Below are 23,428 nucleotides of genomic sequence, written 5' to 3' on the forward strand. Positions count from 1 at the left end.
TATCTTCATGATATTGAGCTTTTTCTTTTTGTGTACGTTAAAAGTCTTAAGCTTTATTGTCAGATTTGGAGATTGAAGAATGCACCAATTGATTTCTTTTCTATTTTTAAATCTCATATATAAATCTCATATATAAATCTCATATATAAATCTTGTTTTAATCTTCAAGACTATATTCTAAGCTATATATTATTAACAGGATTATATTATATTTAAGATATCAAATACAACAGGCATATTATCTTTGTTGTCTTAAAAAATCACCTCTTCATAATTTTATATGACAAAAGCCAAAATTCATGATAGGGAAAAAGAAAGATTAGCGCTTCTTGATTCCTATTCAATTTTAGATACGTTACCAGAAAAAGATTATGATAATCTAACCAAACTTGCAGCAGAAATTTGTCAGACCCCAATTTCTTTGATCACACTACTAGATGATAAAAGGCAGTGGTTTAAATCTCATTACGGACTAGGAGTTTCTGAAACACCAATTGAGGATGCCTTTTGTGCACATGCTATAACTGGAAATGAACCCATTTTTACTACTGAAGATGCTCGTGAAGATGAACGATTTCATGATAATCCGCTAGTAACGGGTGATCCCAATATTGTTTTTTATGCTGGTATTCCTTTAAAGAATGCAAGTGGTTTGCCTTTAGGAACATTATGTGTTATTGATAACAAGCCTAGGAAATTAACAGATAGCCAAAAGGAATCTCTGAATATTTTGTCAGAGCAAGTTATCAACTTATTGGAGCTTAGAAAGAATAAGTTAGAGCTTGAACGGGCACATAAAAAGCTGAAGAAATTCTCAAAAAAATTAGAGAAGAAGGTATTTCAACGCACCAATCAATTGGAAATCAAGACTATAAAATTAGAGTTGATGATTAATGATTTGGAGTCTTTTAATCATATCTGTAGTCATGACCTTCAAGAACCGCTGCGTAAAATACAGATGTTTATTTCTCAGGTTAGTGATAATGAATTTAATAATCTTACTGAGGCTGGTAAACATAAATTGGAAAGAATTGATCGGTCTGCAGCTCGTATGAGGAATCTTATTCAAGACTTATTGACTTACGGCGCTACCGAGACTATTGATAATAGTTTAACTACGGTTTCTTTAAAGAAGTTGGTATTAGATGTAAAAGATGTTTTAAGCGAAGAACTTAAGCAGCATAAAACAGTCCTTAAAATACCTAAAGATTGTGAAATTACGGTTAGACCAATACAGTTTAAACAACTGCTGTTCAATCTATTTACTAATGCAATTAAGTTCACTAAAAAAGAAGATAAACCTGTTATAAAGGTAATGGGTAAAATTGTTGATGGTGCAGATTATCCTGAAATAGATTTAGCGGAAGACAAACGTTATTCTCATATAACGGTATCTGACAATGGTATTGGTTTTGATCAAAAATATGAAAGTAAAGTTTTTGAAATTTTTCAGCGTTTACATAGTGATGAAGAGTACCAAGGTACTGGTATAGGTCTTGCTATTGTAAAACGAATTATTACTACACATAGCGGTCAAGTTAGGGTAGAAAGTTCTCTTGGTAATGGTGCTGTTTTTGAACTATTTATTCCGCTCGCAGTTAAAGCGATTTAAAATAATCCTTTACTTCTTGGATGTGCTGTTTTTTAGATTCATCGTTCAACCAACTTGCTTCAAAACCATTAATAGCCAATTGCTCTATTTGTTGTAAACTTAAGTTTAGTGCTTTAGCAGTTTGGTAATAGTTCTCGTTCATATACCCACCAAAATAGGCAGGATCGTCTGAGTGTATTGTTGCAACGATTCCTTTATCAAGCATTTTTGCGACTGGATGTTCTACCATCTTCTGAATCACTTTCAGCGCAACATTACTGGTAGGGCATAAGGTTAAAGCAATTTTGTTGTCAACCAATCTTTTAACCAAGGCTTCGTCTGTTAAACAACGATTGCCATGATCTATGCGTTCTACGTTTAAAATATCTAAAGCTTCCCAAATATATTCTGCCGGACCTTCTTCTCCTGCATGCGCAACAAGCTTGTAGCCATGTTCAGCAGACGCTTTAAATACTTTTTCAAATTTACTTGGCGGGTTTCCCATTTCTGATGAATCTAAACCAACGCCATCGATAATATCTTTAAACGGTAATGATTCTTCTAAGGTTTTAAAAGCATCTTCTTCACTCATATGACGCAAATAGCTCATGATGAGTTTGTAAGATATATTTAACTCATTTTTTCCCTTTTCTAGAGCGCGGTGAATTCCTTTTATCACCACATCAAAAGCAACACCTCTTTCGGTATGTGTCTGCGGGTCAAAAAATACCTCTACATGCTTTACATTTTCACTGTGTACTTTGGTTAAATACGCCCAAGTCAAGTCAAAGAAATCTTGCTCGTGTAATAGTACCTGTGCGCCAGCATAATAGATATCTAAAAATTCTTGAAGGTTATTGAATTTGTATGCTTCTTTAACTGATTCTATAGAATCATAGGGTAATGTTATATTATTTCTCTTTGCAATTTGGAACATTAATTCTGGTTCAAAACTCCCTTCTAAATGTAAATGCAGTTCCGTTTTTGGAATGCCTTGTATGATACTTTGAAGTTTTGATGTTTCCATGTGAAAAAGATTTAAATACTTTAATGATTTAAGTAGGTCTAAGATTTTTGACAAACTTACTTATTAAACGTGATAATTACGAACGGTAAATGCGACAACGACCTTTTTTATAAGCTAAAGATTTTTACAGAACATACTTATTAAATATGTCTTCTAGTTCTTTTTCTGGATTTTTACTTAATCCGGATCGGGTGGTGGAACTTTGTATAACCGTGCTTCTACAAGCTGTTAACCAACCAAAACGGTCAGGTAAATCTAACTTACCTATTGGTCCGCCAGCTTCCTTTCCTTCACAAATCAATTTCCAAGCTTTTAGATATTCGTTTAAGATTTCGTATTCTATTTCCGGAGAAAATGCTTTTAACTTTTCTTCATCGATTTGATACTTGATATCTAAAAATTTTGTCCGTTTACAGAATAAAATCACACCTACATTAAAAAACTCTTCTCGTTCAACTTTCGGTACAATTCTAACTATTGCAAATTTAAATGTGTGTCTATCTTGCATCTTCCGCTTCTTTTACTAAAACATCGATCATAGATAGCTTAGTGGTTATAAAATTAATGTAAGCTGCTCTTTTTTCATCCGCATTTAAAACATCAGATTCGCTCGTCAACCAATCTTCTGGTATGTTTGAAATAATTTCAGTTACTTTCTCTAGTGTGATGAATTTTTGAATTTCTGCAGCAGCTTCAGGTAGGGCAGTGGCTTGTTGTAAAAGTACATGGTCTTTTATAAACGGAAATGTTCTGGTTAGGTGACTCTCCCAAGTCTCCCAATTATGGTGAAAATAGAAACTTGCACCGTTGTCTATCACCCATAATTCATTATGCCAGTTTAATAGATTTGCATTTTTAGCGGTACGGTCAATATTGCTTATTAAACTATCTAATACCACAACTTTAGACGCCGTCATGGCATCCGCGGTAGAAATTAAAGGATCAAAGGTAATAGCGCCTGATAAAAAGTGTAAACCAAGGTTAAGCCCTACGCTAAACTTCAATAAATCTTGAATTTCTTCGTCAGGTTCTGTTTGTCTAAAAGAATCTTCTAAGTTCATAAATACCAACTCAGGTACTTTTAAACCGATTGAACGCGCCAATTCACCACCAATAAATTCAGAGATAAGTGATTTTTTACCTTGCCCAGAGCCTCTAAACTTAAGTACATACAAAAAATCATCATCAGCTTTTACAATAGCTGGCATAGAGCCGCCTTCTCGTAAGGGCTGTAAATATTGAACAACATCTACTGTTCTAATATCAAGTTTATTCATACTGCTAAGATATAGTTTGTAGTGATATCTATACTCTTGCCTTTCTAAATAACATCTATTACTTTTTCTAAAATATAATGCGTGCCACCAACAATTGCAGCTATGAAAGTTATTATTACAAAACGAAAAAGAGTTGCTTTGCTATTGCCTTGGAGTTTATTGTTTAAATAAAAAACATCTAATGGAATGAATATAAGTGCAATAATAAGCCCAACGATTGCGCCAACTTGTACTAAAGCCCATTCATATATCATACTTGCAAACGAGAATTTTTCATCGTCAGATTCAGGTGGTGCACCTAAAACTAGGCGCATGTGTAGAAACCCTAAAAGTATAGCTAAAATAAACCAACCAAGGTAATTTAGTATTCGTTTTACCATATATGGTTAACGTTGTTTGACTCGCTTTGTTATTATTCTACTTCATTTTCAAGTGGAGAAATCATTATATGTGCTCTGTGCGTACCAGGATTCATTATCCAAGGGTGATTGGGTGCAGACGGAGTTTCTGGTAAGCCAATTGATGCTGATGTTGCAAAAGGGGTGTATATCACATAACGAAGCTTTGCGCCATCAACTTTAGACGTTTTTATATCATAGGCAGCATTAGGTCCGTAGTAAATGTGTAATGCAGAACCAGGAGTAATTTTAATTTTACCAGATTTTACTTCAGCTTCTCTAATAGCAAAAATTTCATCTGCAGATTTGCCTTCGGCACGTAATTCTCTACCTCTTGCCATAAAAGGGTCTAGGTCTTTATGATAGCAAGCAGCGTTGAAACCATCTTTCTTTGGGTCATCTGCAAGTACGATATACTCGCTATCACCTTCTTTTAATGTTACAAACTCACCAGCCATATTATAACCAATAACTTTACTTGTAGCTCTACTTTCTGCAGGTGCAGCCATTAATGCCGTAGCAATAAGGTCTTCATCTGTTTCTATCGTTTTCAATTCCTTTTCTATTTTTTCAACAGCTTCTGTATTTTCTGCAGATGTTGATTTGGATTTATCTGATGAATTACAGGAAATCAATAATGTGGCGGTAAGTAATGTGGAGAGTAAATGTTTCATAGTTTTTGGTGTTATTTCGATATTGTTAGAAGTAAAAGGATTAAGAACTTCTTTTAAAAATACGCATTCCTTTTTTATAACATATCACCGTCTGTCTTAAAAAGGGTAACTAAAACTCAACGCCTTGCGTATTTTCTTTTGGTACGTATAAATTGATATCTAAAATCATCATAGAACAAACTTGCCAATAGAAATAATGCACCAAAAATCAGTGTATTCAATTTTAAGTTGAGTTGAAGGTAAAGGAATCCGCCAACGATTCCTCCAAGAAAGAAGAAGCAAATTATGTAAAGACGGAGTTTAATATTAGATTTTAATTTTTCTTTATTTGGATGTTTTTCTGGGAAAAATAATTGGGATAGCTCAATTCCTAAATCTGTAAATAGTCCCGTTAAATGTGTTGTTCTAACCACTGCATTTGAAATTCTTGTAACGAAAGAATTTTGCAGCCCCATAGCAAAGAGAAGAGCACAGACAATTAAATCTGAATTGGTAATTTCAAAAGCATCATTATAAAGTGGTATTGCAATTAGAATTAAACATTCTATTACCGTTGGCAATACAAAAACGTTTAATTTTTTATTCTTTCTAAATTTTTCAATCAAAAAACTAGAGAAGAAAGATCCTAAGAGAAAAGAAAATATATAGAGGAAATAAACAGTGCCTTTCCAGAATTCTAGATTTGCAACATCATTCATGAAAAGTGCAAAATGCCCAGTAACATTGGTAGTTAGTTGGTTATAAGCCAAAAACCCAGTTACATTTACAATGCCTGCTACAAAAGATAAAATAGTGGCAATTTGCAGATTGTGCTTTAATTTTCTGCTCTTGCCTTGATGTCTAAACATTCCGTTTATGATTAAATCGGTATTAGAAAACGAAACTAATAGTAGTAACTATATTCACTTCATGTACCAAAAGCGGAGAACTTTTAATGAAGTAATTAAACTAATCAGTAAGATTTCTGTAACTACAAAGGTATTTAAATCTAAGACCGAATAAAGTATTCGTATTAACTTTTTAAAGACTTACTATTCCAATTGAAGTTCATGTTTAAAATTAATAAATCTTGTAAGTAATAAGCCTTATGAGCTAAGCCTTAATTTAAAGTGAACAATAATATATGAATTAATCGCTATGCCATTTTTCAATGCTGGCTTAAACTTCATTTTCATAATACTTGATTCTACTTCTTCTCTTAAAAATCCATTGCTTGCCATAAGAAAATCTGAATTGGTAGTATGTCCCTCTTCATTAATTGATACAAAATAGTTGTAGCTTAATTCATAATCTTGTGGATAATTGTCAAATAGAGAAACCGAAGCTTTAAAGGAGTCTTCTAATGTTGTTTTATTCAAGATGATGGGGTAGGAGTCTGCTGTTTCTAATTTCCTATTAATTAGCCATTCGTCTTTCATTTCACAAACAATGGTAGTTTTTACTTTAGGATTTTTGAACATTGGCAACTCCTCGTTGGATATCAACTTGCCTAATTCATAGTATTTTTCTTCCTTTAAATTACCATTGTTATAGTATGTACGGGTATACCCATGTTGCTTTCCGTCTTTAAATTCTTGATATAAAGTGACCTTATCGTTTGTTATGCTTTTAGAAACTCCATCTCTTAAATAGTTTTTGTATGCTGTTTCATATATACTTGTACGAGCGCCAGATATCCATTCTGTATAATGAATACCTGTACCATTTATTAGGGTTTGCTCGCCATTTTCTTTCCAATAATTAATTAAACGTACTTTTTCTTCCGTGGCTTCACCTTCTAGTTTTTTACTACCATCTTTCCAGAATAGAAACCATTTGCCAATTCTTGTTGTGTTATTGGCAAAATAACTTTCTTCTTTTAATTGGCCATTGTCGTACCATTCTTTGAGCTCGCCATATTTTTTGTCAGTTTCGGCATTTCTTTCCTCTATTTTTTTAGGAATACCGCTTTCATAAAACCATTTATGAATTAACTTGTTCTCCGCATCACTTTTAGTTACTTCATATTTTAAGAGGCCATTTTCATAAAATTCTTGTCGAATACCTGTTTTTTTTCCTTCGATGTATGCTATGGATTCTTTAAGATTTCCATTTTGAAAAAAGGTTTTGTATGCTCCGTGAATATGACCTTTTTGAATACTAAACTCTTCTTTTAACTTTTGATCATCATAATATGTTTTATAGGTGCCGGAATAGTTTAAATCGAATGGTGAACCATCCTCGTCTATACAGATTTCATTGGGGTGTTTACGAACGTAATCCTCTATTAAAGACATGGTATTACCGTTCATTTTATAATATTTATTATCAAGTACAGAAAGCTCATCTAATCTTTCATAGAGGTCGCTACCAAACAAATCGCTTTGTTGCGCCTTAATCATTAGTTTCTTGTTTTTTTGATAGATGTTTTCTGCTTTTTGAGCCAATTCAGCCATTTCAATATCACCAATATGTTGCAGACCTTTTATAATGGTTGGCATATAATCACCATAGCCGTTATAGTAGAATTGTACAAAGCCCCCATTTGTAACCTGTGCGTCTAAATACCACCAATAGTAAAGTGCTTTTTGCCCATAAGATAATGCTTTGCCACGCTCAATTTCATGTTCTTTATCTTGTACGAAATTTGATAATGGTTCAAGAACGAACCACCCAAAATCAAAACCACTTAGCTTGTAGTAATCACCTTTATTAAGTTTTGGTTTAAAATGCTTTTTTTCATTAAATACCCAGTAAGGATCATTATCGTTATTGTTTTTGCGACTAAAAATTTGAAAAAGCTTCATTTACTTAATTTTAATGGTAATACTCTTAAAGGTGACTAAAATCTACCTTTGAACATAACAGTAAGATAATTATTTCACAATAGCACCACTAAAGCAATTAATGAAATTGTTATTTCCTGCAGCATCTACGTGGTAATGATATCCTCTAATATCATCATAATGTCCACGGCAGTCATCTAAGTCTTCTGGTTCATGACCATCGGTATTTAGTTGTGCATACAAGCCAAAACCATCCATAGCATAACCAATCATTGGGGAGTGATGATCGTGTTGCTCATGTTCTTTGGTTTTACCCGTGGCTGCATGATAATGGTAACCGTTATCCATATTTATATGTCCGCCAGCATCGTCTATTGGTGGTATGGTATACCCTTTTAAAATAATATGAAGTGGGGCAGGGGCGTCAAATATTACTCCGTTAAAAGCTATTCCTCTTTTTATAGGTCCACCTGGTCTTTCTCCTTCATTGTTGCCCGGTGGGGGTCCATTTGGTGGCGGTCCATTTGGTCTTTCGCCATCAGAAATTTTGTCGCGTGGTGGTCCGTCACGTTCTTCTCCTGGTGGGTTTTCTCCATCTCCATTAGGTGGGTTTCCACCTTTAGGATCCCCAGAAAGGTTAATAGGGGTTTCTAATTTAACCGGAGTTATAGGTATAAGATATGTGCTAGATAGATTGCTGACATATTTGGGTAAACACTCAATGCAATAGTTAATAAATTCGTCTTGTAATTGCGCACCCATTAATTTAATGCAATCATCTTCACTTTTAGTTCTAAATACGTCTCCATTATTATCATATAGTTTCCAAAAATCATCATGATAGAGTTTTGGTAGCTCTTTAATAAACTCGCCATCCACATCATACATTTTACCATCTTTAAACCAAATACCACCTTTTTCAGCACTGTCATTTATAGTATGTGGACACCATGGACCCATTTCGTGATCTTCAGGAATACTAAAAGTGGTTATTTGAAAACATTTCGTTTTCGTGCCATCGCTTAGTGTACAATTTACTGTATCTATGGTTAAACTATTATTAGTGAGAAAAAGAGAAGCATCTACATTTTTTACAATTTGGTCTTTTTCTACTTTTTTAGAGGATTGTTTACAGGATAGAAAAAGTATAAAGAGTATGCTTAGAATTAATACTAATGAATTTAGATTTTTCATATCTTAAACTAATAGTGAATGTTATAAAACAATGAATATCCAAGTTAGTAAATTGACATCAAAAATTACTTAACATAATAGTGATTCTAGTATCGCCAAACCATTAATGTTAAATTAAAACCTACTACACTGCAGTGTTTTATCGTAGTTTTTTATTTCATTAGATTAGGTTTAGCCTTTCTCCAACCGGCTTCAAGTTGTTTGGCTAATGATGTTTTTACTTCTGTTAATTTATCTTCAGCTATAATATTGACAGTCTCGTTAGGGTCATTTTTACGATCGTATAGTTCTTTACCTGTCAGTTCGCCTCTTGTACCGGTTTTAGGATCCCAAGTATACCATTCAATATAATGATATTCTTTTGTGTTGATGGAATAGCCCATGTATCTATTTCCATCTGCAGACACTTTGGGTCTTCTATGAAACTGGCTAAAGGCTGCACTTTTCCAGGTACGTTTTGGATTTTTTATTAAAGGCAAAAAACTTGTTCCTTGCATATAGTTGGGAACTTCAATACCGGCAATTTCACATAAAGACGGAAACATATCTACCAACTCGGTTATTTCAAATGTCTGAGCACCTCTGTTTTCTTGGTTTGGATATCTAATAATCATAGGTACTTGTAAATCAATATTATAATTGGTCATTTTACCCCAACTATTATGATCTCCTAATTTCCAGCCATGATCACCCCAAAGTATAATAATAGTGTTATCGTAAAGACCTATCTCTTTTAAATGCGCAACTAAATTACCCACCAATGCATCTACATAGCTTACACTCGCATAATACCCATGTTTTAATTTTCTAGACCTTTCTTCATTCATTTTAAACTCTGATTGAGGGTGCCCTATATCATTAAAACCATCATAGTGTCTTAATTCATACATGGAGTTCATTGTATGTCCTGGTGCATTTAGGGGTACATTAGGGTTGGCTGCTAATGGAATTTTTTGAGCATCATACAGGTCCCAATATTTTTTTGGAGCGGTAAATGGTAAATGTGGTCTAAAATAACCTAAGCCCATATAAAAGGGCGTTTCTGTTTTCGCCAAACGGCTAAGTGTCTTTTTTGCCAATTCTGTTTGCGCTCCGTCATAATAAAGAGAATCATGAACATCTGCCGCTTCCCACGCGGGACCTGTGTTCCAGCCATCAGCATATCTAATTGGTCTTAGTTTTAATAAAGAATCCCTTTTTACTGCTTGTGATTTATTGACTTCTTCACTGATATAAAATGTTTCACCATCTCTATTTAACCAATCTTTTTTAAGGTACTTTGATGGTCTTAGGTCCGGTTCGTCCCAAGGAATGGAGTCTGGCATATAATTGTGAAAAATTTTACCCAAGTTTACCGTTGTATATCCAAATTTTGAAAAGTATTGTGGCATGGTAACCGTATTCGGGTTTATCTCACGAAACTTATCTCCTAAATGCCAAACCCTAGTAGAATCAGGTCTTAAACCTGTCATTAGACTAGCTCTAGATGGTGCACATACTGCTACTTGAGAAAATGTTTGCCTAAAGGTCATTCCTTCAGCTGCTAGTTGGTCTATATTTGGTGTTACTGCTATAGTATCTCCGTAAACACCTAATGTTGGCCTAAGGTCATCAATAGAAATAAATATGATGTTAGGTTTTGTTTTCTGTTGTTCTTGTGCATAACAAGTGCAAGAGGAAATAATTATAGTTATAATACTAATTTGAAAGAAAAGGTATTTTTTCAATTGGTTCTTTTTTAGATGGGAAATACTAATGCTCTAGGATATTCTATAAATATACATAGACCGTTTTTCTAAATAGTTTTATTAGTAATTGATTGTCTGTATTACATTTTTCATTCTCACGAATCTATTTCATTAGTTTGTCAAGGCAAAGTTCCTGCTTTTTCACTGAGTGGGTAAACGTTTTAAAGCTTGCCGTTCAGAGATTTTAATCTATTAAGCTCATCAAATTCAGCAGTTAGCACCTTACTATTTTTCATGCCTTCAATTTTATTATCCGAAATGTTTAATTTAAAATCTCTGTCAATTAAATAGTTTTTAAATGTATTCTTATGGTTTACATCTACCGCACTTATTAACTGAGGAAAATTGGTCAGTACTTTTTCTAATCTGTCTTTGTCTATTTCAGGTATTTTGTCATCGTTAATGGTAACTACAAGAGTACCTTGACCGTAATTGGCGCAGTAATAACTTTTACATTTAAATAGACCACAAGCCATCATTCCTATTTTATGTTCAAAGCCTTCTGCAACATTAAAATGACCATCAGTTAATTCTTTAATGCCTTTATCTTGTCCTATCTCTTTAAGTTGGTTAGATTGAACCAATAGGTTTTCTGGCATGCCACTCTTTGCGTTTGCCCATCCCCACATCCAAGAGCTATCATTAAATGAAAGGGAGCCAATTATTTGAATGGGAAAGTCTAAATCGCCAAATAAGATATTTCCTTTTCCCATATCAAGTTCCCATGCATTAGAACCGATAACATCTCCAAAAACTAATTGCTTCTCAAAGGACAGTCCTGCATGTTGCTCTATTAGCTCATTAAGGTTGTTATAGTCCGTTTTATTGAATTCTTTAAATTCAGAAGAGTCTATTTCGGTTTTATCTTTTGGTGTATCTCCTCCAAAGAGTTTTTTAAATATGCCCATATTTTGTTGAATTTTGTTTTAGGTGAAATTTTGTATTGGAATTAATTCAAATTAGTATCTATGAATTATCTTCTTGAAAATTAAATAATACTCAATTAGTATCCTATTAAGAATAGTGTTAAAGCATTATTTAGCTGAATAATTGATGAGCTAATATGTAATTAATAAGTTTCGATTTTTTAAATAATGTCATTTTATCTTTTAAAATAACTGTATCTGATTTTTCATCATTTAATAGTTCTAAGATTGACTAAAAATTGTTTACGGCTTATAGTTTAAGTTATTTTTAATTTCTTCTGATCGGGTAATAAAGTTTGAAATATCTTTTGCCCAAATATGATATGTTCGTTTTGAAGGATGTACTCCATCAACGAAAAATTCAGAAGGTTCTATTTTTAGATTGAATCTTTTTATATAATCTTTGCTAGAAGGCTTTAGTGCATAGTAATACACTTGGTCAAAATCTTTTACAATACCGTTTAATTCCTCACCTAGCATATCAACCAGATTGCCAATTGTAAATTTTATAATCGTTGTAAAAGCGGGGAATTCTTTTATTGGAGGCATATTGGTAAATACTATAGGTACATCTCTAAATTTACCTTTAATGCTTTTAATAAGTTCACGAACGTCTCTGTTCCATTTTTTGGGAGAGTTCAGTTCAAAAGCATCATTACCGCCAAGACCAATTACAATAAGGTCAATGGCTTCTTCTGTAATAAGGTCTACAATATGGTCATTGACTTTTTTAGCCGTGTAACCACTTTTGGCATATACTTTCCAATCTACATTTGTTTGTAAAGAAGCCGCTAATTCATTGGCAAGGAAACCTGTAAATCCTTCTTTATGAGTCTTAACACCTACACCGGCAATAGTACTTTCACCAATAGTAAGCAACCGCAGTGTTTTATTAGAAGAAACTAATGCAGCCCCTTTAATACCTTTTGCTTCTGGTAAGCGTGGAACAGTTTTTTTTATCTTTTTACCTTGAAAATACATTATGGGTAATAGCGGTATGGTTAAGAAAGACCCTAATGTATATTTTAAGTTCATTTTGGCTTTTTTAATGACTATAATTAAATGCGGATTTATGGATTATTGGTGTTATTAGTATGAAGGTAGGATAAATTACCATGAAAATAATGTTTGAGAAGTTTGTTTTCATGATTCTAATTCAGCTATTCATTAGAACCTAATTTATTATACTTTTTTAGTATTTCAAGTACCTTTTCTATTGGTAAGGATTTTATTTCATGTCCATCTCTACCCGTCATACTTTTTGCCGCCAATAACGAGTTAAGGATTGCTTCTTCAGTAGCTTCGATCACTCCTAAAAATAGTGGGGATATGGCGCTATTTCGTAGTTCTTTTTTCTCATTGAACAAAGATGAACTTTGATAAGGAATTAAATTCTCTTTTGCCGTTGAAACCGCTATCACGTAGTCTCCACTGCCATTAGAAGCAATTCCTCCTGTTTTGGCTAGTCCCATAATGGCTCTTTTTGCCAACCTTTCAAGGTTTCTTGCATTTAATGGGGCATCTGTCATTACTACGATCATACAGGAACCGTCCACATCATAGGTGAAATTTCTAGAGTAATTATCTAGTTCTTTGGCAATTGGCACACCGTTCAGTTCAAAGACTCCTCCAAAATTTGTCTGTACCAAAACACCTACAGTATAACCACCAAATGCATCAGGGATAATACGGGAAGAGGTACCTATACCTCCTTTATACTGAAAACAAATTGTTCCTGTGCCGGCACCAACATTTCCTTCAACGACTTTACCTGCTTTAGCATTTGTTATGGCACTCAATACGTGTTCTTCTTTAATATGTCTTCCTCTAATATCATTAAGATAACCGTCATTGGTTTCCCCAACAATGGAGTTTACGGAATGTACATTTTGGTTCTCTTCGTTTTCTAAAGTGTAGGTAATTAAAGCATTTGAAGCAACCGGTACGCTTAAAGTATTGGTCAGGATTATGGGGGTTTCAATATTGCCAAGTTCTTTGACCTGAGAATAGCCCGCTAATTTTCCAAAGCCATTTCCTAAGTATATGGCGGCGGGTGATTTTTTTTGAAAGAGATTGCCAGAGTGGGGTAGGATCGCAGTGACTCCAGTCCTAATACTATCACCTATGATTAAAGTGGTATGACCAACAGTTACATCTTCAACGTCTGTAATAGCGTTATTAATACCGGTTTTTAAAACACCTACTTCAATACCATAATCTCTTAATCTTTTGTTCTGTGAATATGTGTTTACCGTTATAAAAACAATTAGAAGTAGAATTTTATTCATAGTTGGTTTATTACTTCAAGATAGGTTACCTATTAGCAACTTATGCTATATTATTAGACATGATTATTCCGCTACAAAATTGTCGTTATCTTTATCTTCGGTCCAGTTGTATTCAATTTCTTTAGCGACCTTTCTTGCAAAGTCTACACCATGCCTATCTGCTAAGAACCCTAATGCCATATCCATACCGGCACTAACTCCAGAAGAGGTGTAATATTTACCATCAATTTTCCATCTAGCTTTTTTATTCCAGTCTACATCTGCACCTTGAGATTCTACCCATGAAAACGCTCTTTTGTTTGAAGTTGCTTGTTTACCATCTAAAAGTCCTGCTTTGGCAAGAAGTGCACTACCTGTACATACAGATAGCACATAATCACTCTCAGAAGAAAGTTTTTTTATTTCATTTAAAAGTTGAGTATTATCTACTTCTTTTCTCGTACCTAACCCTCCAGGGACCAAAATTATCTCAGGTTGTTTTGTGATAGTTTCTAATTTTTCTGTCATAATTGGTACGCGATGCCTATTGGTGATAACGCCGCCTTCTAATGAATAAAATTTAAGCGTGTATTTGTCAACTAGGCGCCCAAAGATTTCTGCCGGACCAAAAACATCTAATGTTTCATAATTGTCAAACATTATAAAAGCAATTTCCGTAGTATTTTCCATTTTAGTATTGTTCTGGCCATAACCATGTATGTAGGTCATCCCTATAATTAATTGAATAAAAACACATAATCTTAGTATTGACTTCTTTGGTTTCATATTTATAATTTAGAGGGTTTTGAAGTATAATGCCAGTATGAAAACTAAAATACGAATTAATGATTTTTTATACACAGACAAATGATCTTTATTCAAAAACTAAGCTCTTGATATTCTCTTAATTTGGTATTTTTTAAATTTTAAATTGTTTCAGAAGAAAACTTAGCAATGGCTATGCGGTTGCAAGTGTAATCTATAGAAGATTATGATATATTGAGAAAGAAGAAAAGTATATTCGTTGAATTTATTGATAAGTTGTAATGTAGTCCTAATTAATTATTCGGGTACATTTAAAGCATCTTTATCATAAAATAAGCTTTTGTCTTTGTAGATAAAAATCTTTAAATCAACGGAAAAGCCCCGTTGATTTAAAGATAGTATAGATCTAATTATTAACTTAAAACAGCTTTGGCATTTTTTAAGTTATCCCATAAATGGTTCTGCCCAAAGTACATTTTAGGTGGCTCTATTGATGGGTCTACTAATTGGTTAATGGCTAATATTGCTCCACGAACACTATATTCAGTAGTGAAAACTATTCCGTCTGGAATTTCAACAAATTGACCTAAAAGTGCGAAATTCTGAGATCCTTTTGGTACAACAGGAGGTCTGTCACCTTCCGTTCTGGGTAAAAATTGAGAGATACCGTATGGTAGTCTACAGGGCACACAGTAAGATGTTTCTAAAAGTTCTGCTTTTTCATCTTTGTTTAAATCTCCCCATAGATGTCCTAAAAGCTCTTCTAAAATTTCTTTTCCAGTACAGTCATACATTGGTTTTTTTACAAATTGTCCCATTTTATCTTCACCAAGCGCAGAAACCCAAATTACACAGGTATCTGCGGATTGAGTAGGAAAAAAGGGTTGGCGGTAGGTGTGTACGTGCATAATCCATGGAGATTGAGTTAGAGGCAAGGGGCTTTGTCTTCCCATTTGTCGTTCAACTAACCATTGAAATTTTCTTTCAAAGAGGTTGCCCCTAAAGGTTACGGTAAAGTGCATCATTCTAGAAAGTGATACGTCACGTAAAAAGCGATCAGGTCTACCAAGGTCAGCTTGTTTTGCCACTATGTTTTCCCATAACTCATATGCTTCTCCTGGTTTTTCTACGGGTGTTGTTGATACCGGTTTGTCGTGAGAACCATAAGAGTGATTTGCAACGATGGAGCCTATTGTTAAGAATGTTTTGTCTTGTGGTCTAACCTCTATAGGATCTAATATTTTACCTTCTGCAGTTTTTAAATGTAAGCGTTCTATCCAGCGCTTATCACCACTTTCATTAAAGTCAACATCTGTAATACAAGTGTTATAATGTATTTGAACTCCTTTTTTTGTTATGAGTTTAATAGCGGGAAGGATGAACGAGTGGTAATTGGTGTAACGTGTACGTTCTAATGAGGTCATTTTCTCCATATCGGACATACGGTGGTAGAATAGTTTCATATAGCGCTTCATCTCTATTGCGGAGTGCCATGGTTGAAAAGCAAAAAGAGCACGCCACATATACCAGTAATTACTTTTGAAAAAATCTTCGCTAAAGTAATCTGTAATTTTAGCATCTGCCGGAATCTTAGATTCTGGTATTTCTATTAACCTAGCCATTTGAAGCGTTTCAATAGGACCTAATCCAAGGTCATGTCCGGTGTCTTTTTCCCCATTTGCATGTAATAGTCTAACCACTGTGTCTACTCTGCATTCTTCGCGATTTCGCTTATAATCATCCAAGCAAGTACCAAGTTCGTCGTAAGGAATTAATGACCAAAACTCTTTGGTGCAACAATATACTTTATCCTCGTACATACGGCTTCCTCTCATTATATAAACAGGTTTTCCGTCAATAATTTCGTAAGATGCATCCATTGATCCTCCTACTAAATCCGTATCAGAATTTTTTTCGTAAATGTGAATGTTTTCTGGTTTAAAACCAGCTTTTTGTACTAAGTAAACAGCTGCAGATAAAGACCCTAATCCTAATCCGTTTAAATAAATTTTAGAATTATCCATAGTTTATATTTTGTTAATTAACGATTTAATAAGTTTAGAAATAAGTTGTTGTATAAAATTCAATTCTAAGTCCAAATGTTTTTAAAATAAAGGACCGTGCATGGTCGGCAGCGATTATTTTTTTATCGATCTTATAGGAATAAACAAACCACAAAAGGCATTTTTTTTTGGACTTTTTGAATAATGTATATTTAAATAAATAATTTTTTAACGTATTGTATATCAGTACTTTATTTAAAAAAAACAATTAAATATTAAGCAACACATTTTTTTGTTTGAGAATAGTATTTACTTGTTAAGCTTGCCATTTTTTTGCGGTATGCATAATTAATGAGCGGTAAATTAATTGATAATTTGCCAATAGTTTATTTCATTTGACAACTAAAACCAAGACCATTCTCCTTGTCTATTTTTATCTTATTTTCATATTTCTCTATTTAAAACAAAATTAGTTTTAGTTTAAATAAGAAAGACTGACTTAGGTCAGTTGTAGACGCAAGGTATTGGTAATTTTATACTGAATGTTTACAGGTAAAGGGAGGGTATAAAATTTTTAAAAAAGTAGTTGATAAGTATGCTAGGGCAATTTACAATGGCATTAAATATTAAAATTAGGGTACTCTATTTTACAATACGTACATACTGCACTAAAATTTAAGTTATAGCATATCAGTACTAATGACACTTTAAGAGTCTTGTATTTATATTGGGTATTTCTTATTAATAATTTGTAATTGGATACTTAATATAATTCAGTATTCTATTCATAAAAACCATGTGTTTAATACGAAGGTGAAATTTATTATTGCCTGGATGATCGTAAGATAAATTTTAAAAAAGCTTAAAGAGTCTGATACAGTATCTATTCACCTAGAATAATTTTTTTAAGTTTTTAATAGTTATTCTATTTCATTAGTAGACAAAAAATCTAAAATCAATTTAGCAATCTCACTTGTTTTTTCTTCAGCTGCAAAATGACCTGCATCCAATAAATGTAATTCGGCATTGGGTAAATCTCTCAAATAAGCTTTTGCACCATTGGCATTAAATTTTAAATCTTTTTTCCCCCATACAATTAATGTTTTTGGCTGATTTTCTCTCAACATCTTTTGCCATTTAGGATACTGTATTAAATTGGTATTATAATCCTTAAATAACTGTACCTGAATTTCCCTGTCTTTTCTAGATTTTAGAAATGCCAAATCGTGTGTCCAAGCATCAGGACTTTGAATATTGATATTTGTAGTGTCTATATCAAATAAATACTGCTTGTTTATTATGGCGTCTTCACTTGTTAAACCATATAAAAAATCATGCTTTGCTTGTGATGAATCTGTCTGTGCCGTTCTAAAAAAATGTTGTCTATTGGGCGTTAAACCATCTAAATAAGCATTTGCATTTTGCACAATTAGGGCTTCTATACGTTTAGGGTTGTTCATCATTAAACGATAGCCTACAGGTGCACCAAAGTCTTGCATATACATTACATAGTTCTTAAGTTGAAGTGTGTCAATTAATTTCTCTGTATAAGTCGCTAACAAATCAAAAGTATAAGTTGTAGTTTCCGGATTTAAATGCGTACTGTAACCCGAGCCTAAATTATCTGGTGCAATAACATGATAATGCGTCGCCAACGTAGGTATTAAGTTTCTATAAGAATGAGACGATGATGGGTATCCATGTAGCAGAACTATAGTGGGTTTATGTTTATCTCCCGCTTCTCTATAAAATAGTTTTACACTATCAATTTCTATATGATTATAAGTTGTAGCCGGTGGTAAAAAGAACGCGGTTTTAGACTTTATAGATGAATTCTTACATCCTAACAAAGCGGTAGTAATACATAAAATTATGGCAAGTTTTTTCATTCGTAAGTTCTATTTGTTTTGATTTCTCATGAAATCCCTAATGTTATCTATTATAGCATCACCGTCTTCTTCTAAAGCAAAGTGACCGGTATTGTAAATATGGTAGTCTATATTTTTTACATCTTTTTTAAAAGCTTCGGCTCCACTTTCAGGAAAGAACGCATCATTTTTACCCCAAACTATTAATAACGGTGGTTGGTGATCTCTCAAATATTGCTGCCATTTGGGATATAGTTTTACATTATTTTGATAATCATAAAACAAATCTAAATTTACGGCATGAGCGTTTGGTCTGGACAATCTCAAAAAATCTAAATTATAGGTGTCGGGGTCTATAGTTTCAATATCTCTTACACCGTGCGTGTATTGCCATTTTAAACCTTCTAATGAAAATGCAGGTAATAAGGCATCTTCGTTTTCTTTAGTTCTGTTTTTCCAAAGTGCTTTTATTCCAGCCCATGCTTCACCTAAACCTTCTTCATAAGCATTACCATTTTGGTTTATTATTGCCGTAATATTTTCGGGATGTGCTGTGGCTAATCTAAACCCAATTGGAGCACCGTAATCTTGAATCATTATGGCATAAGAATCAATTTTTTTTTGCTTCAAAAATAATGCTACCACCGTTGCTATATTATCAAAGGTGTAGCTGAAGTTTTCAGCATCTGGAAAATCGCTGTTACCAAAACCTGGATAATCAGGAGCAATTAAATGATACTCGTTTGATAATTGCGTTAATACTTTTCTGTATTGATACGACGAAGCCGGAAAACCATGTAGCAAAACGATGGTTGGATTATTTTTATCACCTGCTTCTCTATAGGCAATGTTAATCCCGTTCACTTCTAGTGTTTTATATTTTAAAGTTGATTTTTTATTTTTTTTGGAAGTGGGTAGCGTACTCTTATTGTTATTTGTTTCTAAAGGTATTTGCTCTTTACAAGAAAACAAAAGTAAAAGGATGCTTAAGGCTAAAACTATATTTTTCATTATTTAAATAGAAGTCTCATATTAGGTTTGAGAAAAGTGAATAGAAAAGTCATAACCAATATTGCTACAGGTTATGACTCTGTTTATATATTTTTAGTTTCTACCGGCCATAACACCACCGTCAGTATCCCAAATAGCACCTGTTACCCAAGCAGCTTTGTCAGATAATAAGAAGACGATACTATTGGCAATATCTTCCGACTCACCAAAACGTCCTATTGGGTGAAAACCGTTAAAACCAACCAATGCTTCATTGGCAGCTTCTTCGCTTCCAAATACACCATGATATACAGGTGTGTTTACTAATGCAGGAGATACCGCATTTACACGAATGTTATCGTCAGCTAATTCCATAGCTAAATGTTGCGTTAGCGAATGCAAACCTGCTTTTTGCATAGAGTAAGCGGTAGAAGGTGTTGCTTTAACCGCTTGTTTTGCCCACATAGATCCTACATTTACAATAGATCCCCCATTGGTAGCTTTCATTTTTTTAGCAGCACTTTGCGTGATAAAAAAGAAACCTCTATTTAAGTCTAAATATGAGTTGTAGTCTTCCATTGTATGGTCTAGGAATGGCTTAGGTCCAAAAATTCCTGAGGCATTTACCAAATAATCCAAGTTGTCCAAACCATCAATTTTAGCTATTAAAGCATCGACTTCAGTTGTATTGGATATGTTTGCTGTATGCTTAACCAAATTAGCAGTATCAGCTATTTTATCGGTATTTCTTCCTACAACATGTACAGTTGCGCCACCTTCTAACAAGGCATTTGTTGTAGCTTTACCAATTCCACTCGTTCCGCCAATAACCAAGGCTACTTTGTTTTTAAATTCTTCCATTATATTTAATTATTAATTAATTCCAATTTGGTTTTTTTTCAATTCCGTATCCGTCAGAAATAGTGCTTCCTTTTAATGAATTTTCTTTGGCTTGTATTACGATAAAAGTGAAAGGTTCATTTGAATTATTTCTAATAGCTCTTTCTGTATCTGTAGCCACTCTTACAATTGTTCCCTCTTCCATAGCTACATAACTATCATTTAGAAGTAATTGTCCTTTCCCTTTAATTGCGATATATATTTCTTCGTTTTCTTGGTGTTTATGAAGAAAAGGAACAGCCGTATTCGCTGCCATGGTATTAAAAGATATTTCTGCACTGGATAAGCCCAATTCATCTTTTATAAATTTTTTACCAACAAGTTTAAAATCTGGATTTGGTTGAAATATACTTTCTGTCAGATTTGAGAATTCACCTAATTCTATTTTTGAATAAGCTTTTAAAGTTTTTTTATTTTTCATTTAGAAGAAATAATAATAGACAGACAAGTCTGTCTGTGTTCAAGTAAATTTTTTTATGCTATTATTTTTTCACATAAATTTTTAGACTCAATTATTGGCCAATCTTCTTGATGTAGATGACTTTCGCCCACCGCACTTTCATATAGTAAATAGATTTGTCTTGCAAGTGAACTAATTTGCTCGTTTTTTATGTTTTCAAGATTGTTGGTGATCAGTTTTGTTATAAGTGATATAAAGTTGTTTTTCTGAGACTGAATTTCTTGTCTAATGAGCTCATTATCCTTTGGTATTTCTGAAACGGTTTTAATGCACCAACATCCATTAAAATCTTTATTTTGATAAAACAATTGAAGGAAATCAAATATAGCCAGTATTTGATTTTTCCCTTTTGGTTTTGATGTGGTAAACTTTTCAAAATCTTCAAGAAAATTGATGTTTTTATATTGTAAATATGCCAAACATATCTCCTCTTTAGATTTAAAATGACTGTAAAGCGTAGCCTTAGCAATCCCAGCTTCGGCAATAATTTGGTTTATACCAGTAGAATTATACCCATTTTTATAAAATAAAAATGAGGCTGTTTCAGTAATTCTATTTTTTACTTCACTATGTTTCATACTGCAAATATATAAAAATAATTTAAAAACAGACAGGTCTGTCTGTTTTTTGTAAATCTTTCAATTCCTAACATCGATTTTAATATTAAGTTTTAAATAGATTCTAGTTCATTGAAATTCAAACTTTTTAAAATTTTATTAGAATCTAAAAAGCTTATATATATCTTGAAGAATCGTTTAACTTTTATCATTATGAAAAATTTAGTTTTAATATTAGCTGCCCTTTTTTGTACGGTTATAACTTATGGACAAACTGAAATAGTTCCTAAAACTCCCTTTACTAAAACGTATTTAGCTGTTTGGCTTGCAGCTAGTGAACACTCATTAGATGTTGCCAAAGCAATGCCAGAAGAACTATATTCATATAAACCAACACCTATAAGTAAGTCTTTTGGTGAGCAAATGGTACATATTGGATATACAGTGGAGCTACTTACAAAACGTTATGTGCAAGGAATGGAAGTAAAACCCAATACTCCTGATGCTACAAAGATGACAAAGGCTGAGATTATAGAATTGTTACAAAATGGATTTGCTTATACCACTAATGTAATTGGCACTATAGAACAGGAACAATTGGATGAGTCTTGTGTAATGTATCATAGTGGTAACACCGTGAGTAGGGCATTTGCCTTTTTTTATGTGCAGGATCATATGACCAACCACAGGGCTAAAGCAAATTTATATCTTAGAATGAATAATATTCAACCACCAGAATATACTTGGTAAAAAACGTAAATATTCAATAAAGTCCCGTTTTTATTGGTTATTCTAATCGTCAATCTTAGCCTGAGTTATATCGCTGAAAGTAGGAGGGTTTTCAGTAAAGCTTGCAGCCCCCTTTTTATTAACTTTTAAAAGCAAGTCTTTTGTTGTGGTGAATAATAGAACTGTTGAGAAAGATGTTTTAAGATGTGATTTTAAAATGATAAAAGCCTCATCTAAAGTAAGTTCTTCGGTTTGATCTTCGGTTTCTCTAGATCTGTAACGAAATTTAAGTAAGACTTTAAAGCCGTCTTCAGAATAAATTGGTCTTACAAATATATTTCTCAGATTAGGTTTACCTATGGTTTTTGCCATGGTTAATTTCGCAAAATCACCTTTTTCTACACTTTCTGTTACTTGTTCCCAGAAAACAAGAAATACATCTTGATAGTTCATAAATTAAAAATTGAAGAGCAAAACTACGAATTACCTAAGAAATGAATTTCGTAAATTTTATAAGATATAGGGAAACAAATATGAATACAGAAGTTGATTGAGAAAACAAGAGTTTACATAAGAATAGTAATTAAGAGCCAACGTTTAGGCTATGGTTTTGTTGCGGAATTATTCGGCAGAATAGCCCGCCATAATGTGAACCAGCGGTGGTTGTGTAAAGTTTTTTATTCAATTCTATTTGCCGTTGCTGAAAAGTATTCTGTAAGATTCTTATATTCAATTTCTCCTGGAATCCAACTAGCAAATTTCCAATATTTCCATCTATCATTTTCGCCGATTGGCGGTATTAAAAGAAACCATTGTTCTTCATGCTTTCCTGCTACAATTATACTTTTTTTTAATTCTTTTACTATATCATCGTTGCCTGTTTCTTTCCAAATTTGAATTGTTACTGGCTCAAAATCTCTTAAATATTGAATTTCACTTATTTTTTCAAAACTCGGTTCAACTGCGTCATTATAAGTCGGATATCCGTTCACTATTTTTAGAAATTCTTTATAATCAGCGGGTAAGTTAATTCCAAGTCTTGATTCTGTCTCCTCAATTTCTTTCTGGGTTGCTGGAATATTTCCTATCCAATTATTTTGTATTTGCTGGGTAGTGAAATTATTATTGTCTTTTGTAGTCAACGACTTTTGGAATAAGTCCGTTAGTATTTTTTTCATTTCACTTGTTTGATTTGAGCTCTGTTTTTCTAATTTCTTAGAAGCTCCACAAGACAGCAAACAAAATAGTATTCCGAAAGTCAGCTTGTTAATTTTGGTCATTTAAAAATT

General features: G+C 33.1%; 23 protein-coding genes. 2 read left to right on the forward strand and 21 right to left on the reverse strand.

Going from position 1 to position 23,428, the window contains the following annotated elements:
• The first annotated feature begins 280 nt into the window (after nucleotides 1-280).
• On the forward strand, nucleotides 281-1,612 hold the full coding sequence (locus UH1x_RS17080; RefSeq protein ID WP_482623180.1) for a GAF domain-containing sensor histidine kinase: 1,332 nt from the start codon (nucleotides 281-283) through the stop codon (nucleotides 1,610-1,612).
• Here UH1x_RS17080 and UH1x_RS17085 read toward each other — a convergent pair.
• The 19 genes from UH1x_RS17085 to UH1x_RS17175 form a co-directional block, all read right to left on the reverse strand.
• A complete protein-coding gene (locus UH1x_RS17085) occupies nucleotides 1,599-2,618 on the reverse strand; it encodes an adenosine deaminase (protein WP_482623181.1) in 1,020 nt (339 codons plus the stop codon). The genes UH1x_RS17080 and UH1x_RS17085 overlap by 14 nt on opposite strands.
• Nucleotides 2,619-2,742: 124 nt before the next feature.
• Nucleotides 2,743-3,126, reverse strand: coding sequence for a DUF3037 domain-containing protein (locus UH1x_RS17090; RefSeq protein WP_482623182.1), 384 nt, complete (start codon nucleotides 3,124-3,126; stop codon nucleotides 2,743-2,745).
• Nucleotides 3,116-3,895, reverse strand: a complete 780-nt coding sequence (locus tag UH1x_RS17095; protein ID WP_482623183.1) for a HipA family kinase — start codon at nucleotides 3,893-3,895, stop codon at nucleotides 3,116-3,118. The genes UH1x_RS17090 and UH1x_RS17095 overlap by 11 nt, the downstream gene beginning before the upstream one ends.
• Nucleotides 3,896-3,939: 44 nt before the next feature.
• The gene (locus UH1x_RS17100; RefSeq protein WP_482623184.1) at nucleotides 3,940-4,275 is read right to left on the reverse strand and encodes a hypothetical protein; all 336 of its coding nucleotides are present in this window, start codon (nucleotides 4,273-4,275) and stop codon (nucleotides 3,940-3,942) included.
• 32 nt (nucleotides 4,276-4,307) lie between these two features.
• Complete coding sequence (locus tag UH1x_RS17105) at nucleotides 4,308-4,967, reverse strand: hypothetical protein (protein WP_482623185.1); 660 nt, start codon at nucleotides 4,965-4,967, stop codon at nucleotides 4,308-4,310.
• A 116-nt stretch (nucleotides 4,968-5,083) separates the two neighbouring features.
• On the reverse strand, nucleotides 5,084-5,815 hold the full coding sequence (locus UH1x_RS17110) for a YoaK family protein (RefSeq protein ID WP_482623186.1): 732 nt from the start codon (nucleotides 5,813-5,815) through the stop codon (nucleotides 5,084-5,086).
• Nucleotides 5,816-6,052: 237 nt separating this feature from the next.
• The gene (locus tag UH1x_RS17115) at nucleotides 6,053-7,753 is read right to left on the reverse strand and encodes a DMP19 family protein (RefSeq protein ID WP_482623187.1); all 1,701 of its coding nucleotides are present in this window, start codon (nucleotides 7,751-7,753) and stop codon (nucleotides 6,053-6,055) included.
• Between the two features lie 69 nt (nucleotides 7,754-7,822).
• Entirely contained in the window at nucleotides 7,823-8,926 is a 1,104-nt protein-coding gene (locus UH1x_RS17120) for a YHYH protein (protein ID WP_482623188.1), read from the reverse strand.
• A 152-nt stretch (nucleotides 8,927-9,078) separates the two neighbouring features.
• Nucleotides 9,079-10,653, reverse strand: coding sequence for a sulfatase (locus UH1x_RS17125; RefSeq protein WP_482623189.1), 1,575 nt, complete (start codon nucleotides 10,651-10,653; stop codon nucleotides 9,079-9,081).
• Between the two features lie 182 nt (nucleotides 10,654-10,835).
• Nucleotides 10,836-11,582 (reverse strand): DUF6882 domain-containing protein, encoded by a 747-nt coding sequence (locus UH1x_RS17130; RefSeq protein WP_482623190.1) that lies wholly within the window; start codon nucleotides 11,580-11,582, stop codon nucleotides 10,836-10,838.
• A 261-nt stretch (nucleotides 11,583-11,843) separates the two neighbouring features.
• Complete coding sequence (locus tag UH1x_RS17135; RefSeq protein WP_482623191.1) at nucleotides 11,844-12,635, reverse strand: SGNH/GDSL hydrolase family protein; 792 nt, start codon at nucleotides 12,633-12,635, stop codon at nucleotides 11,844-11,846.
• Between the two features lie 125 nt (nucleotides 12,636-12,760).
• Nucleotides 12,761-13,888 carry a DmpA family aminopeptidase gene (locus UH1x_RS17140; RefSeq protein ID WP_482623192.1) on the reverse strand — a complete coding sequence of 376 codons (1,128 nt, stop codon included), beginning with the start codon at nucleotides 13,886-13,888 and terminating at the stop codon, nucleotides 12,761-12,763.
• Between the two features lie 63 nt (nucleotides 13,889-13,951).
• Nucleotides 13,952-14,653, reverse strand: coding sequence for a DJ-1/PfpI family protein (locus tag UH1x_RS17145; RefSeq protein ID WP_482623193.1), 702 nt, complete (start codon nucleotides 14,651-14,653; stop codon nucleotides 13,952-13,954).
• A 392-nt stretch (nucleotides 14,654-15,045) separates the two neighbouring features.
• Nucleotides 15,046-16,656, reverse strand: a complete 1,611-nt coding sequence (locus tag UH1x_RS17150; protein WP_482623194.1) for an oleate hydratase — start codon at nucleotides 16,654-16,656, stop codon at nucleotides 15,046-15,048.
• 899 nt (nucleotides 16,657-17,555) lie between these two features.
• A complete protein-coding gene (locus tag UH1x_RS17155) occupies nucleotides 17,556-18,524 on the reverse strand; it encodes an alpha/beta fold hydrolase (RefSeq protein ID WP_482623195.1) in 969 nt (322 codons plus the stop codon).
• A gap of 9 nt (nucleotides 18,525-18,533) precedes the next feature.
• On the reverse strand, nucleotides 18,534-19,514 hold the full coding sequence (locus UH1x_RS17160) for an alpha/beta fold hydrolase (RefSeq protein WP_482623196.1): 981 nt from the start codon (nucleotides 19,512-19,514) through the stop codon (nucleotides 18,534-18,536).
• 93 nt (nucleotides 19,515-19,607) lie between these two features.
• On the reverse strand, nucleotides 19,608-20,354 hold the full coding sequence (locus UH1x_RS17165) for an SDR family NAD(P)-dependent oxidoreductase (protein WP_482623197.1): 747 nt from the start codon (nucleotides 20,352-20,354) through the stop codon (nucleotides 19,608-19,610).
• Between the two features lie 16 nt (nucleotides 20,355-20,370).
• On the reverse strand, nucleotides 20,371-20,814 hold the full coding sequence (locus UH1x_RS17170; protein ID WP_482623198.1) for a cupin domain-containing protein: 444 nt from the start codon (nucleotides 20,812-20,814) through the stop codon (nucleotides 20,371-20,373).
• A 53-nt stretch (nucleotides 20,815-20,867) separates the two neighbouring features.
• On the reverse strand, nucleotides 20,868-21,431 hold the full coding sequence (locus UH1x_RS17175) for a TetR/AcrR family transcriptional regulator (protein ID WP_482623199.1): 564 nt from the start codon (nucleotides 21,429-21,431) through the stop codon (nucleotides 20,868-20,870).
• A 192-nt stretch (nucleotides 21,432-21,623) separates the two neighbouring features.
• Between UH1x_RS17175 and UH1x_RS17180 the strand changes: the two genes are divergently transcribed.
• Nucleotides 21,624-22,160 (forward strand): DinB family protein, encoded by a 537-nt coding sequence (locus UH1x_RS17180; protein ID WP_482623200.1) that lies wholly within the window; start codon nucleotides 21,624-21,626, stop codon nucleotides 22,158-22,160.
• A gap of 42 nt (nucleotides 22,161-22,202) precedes the next feature.
• Here UH1x_RS17180 and UH1x_RS17185 read toward each other — a convergent pair whose 3' ends face one another.
• Together UH1x_RS17185 and UH1x_RS17190 are read right to left on the reverse strand one after the other, a co-directional pair.
• On the reverse strand, nucleotides 22,203-22,592 hold the full coding sequence (locus UH1x_RS17185; RefSeq protein ID WP_482623201.1) for a hypothetical protein: 390 nt from the start codon (nucleotides 22,590-22,592) through the stop codon (nucleotides 22,203-22,205).
• 224 nt (nucleotides 22,593-22,816) lie between these two features.
• Nucleotides 22,817-23,317 (reverse strand): SMI1/KNR4 family protein, encoded by a 501-nt coding sequence (locus tag UH1x_RS17190; protein ID WP_482623202.1) that lies wholly within the window; start codon nucleotides 23,315-23,317, stop codon nucleotides 22,817-22,819.
• Nucleotides 23,318-23,428: the final 111 nt, after the last annotated feature.

The organism is Maribacter sp. UH1 (assembly GCF_056839145.1).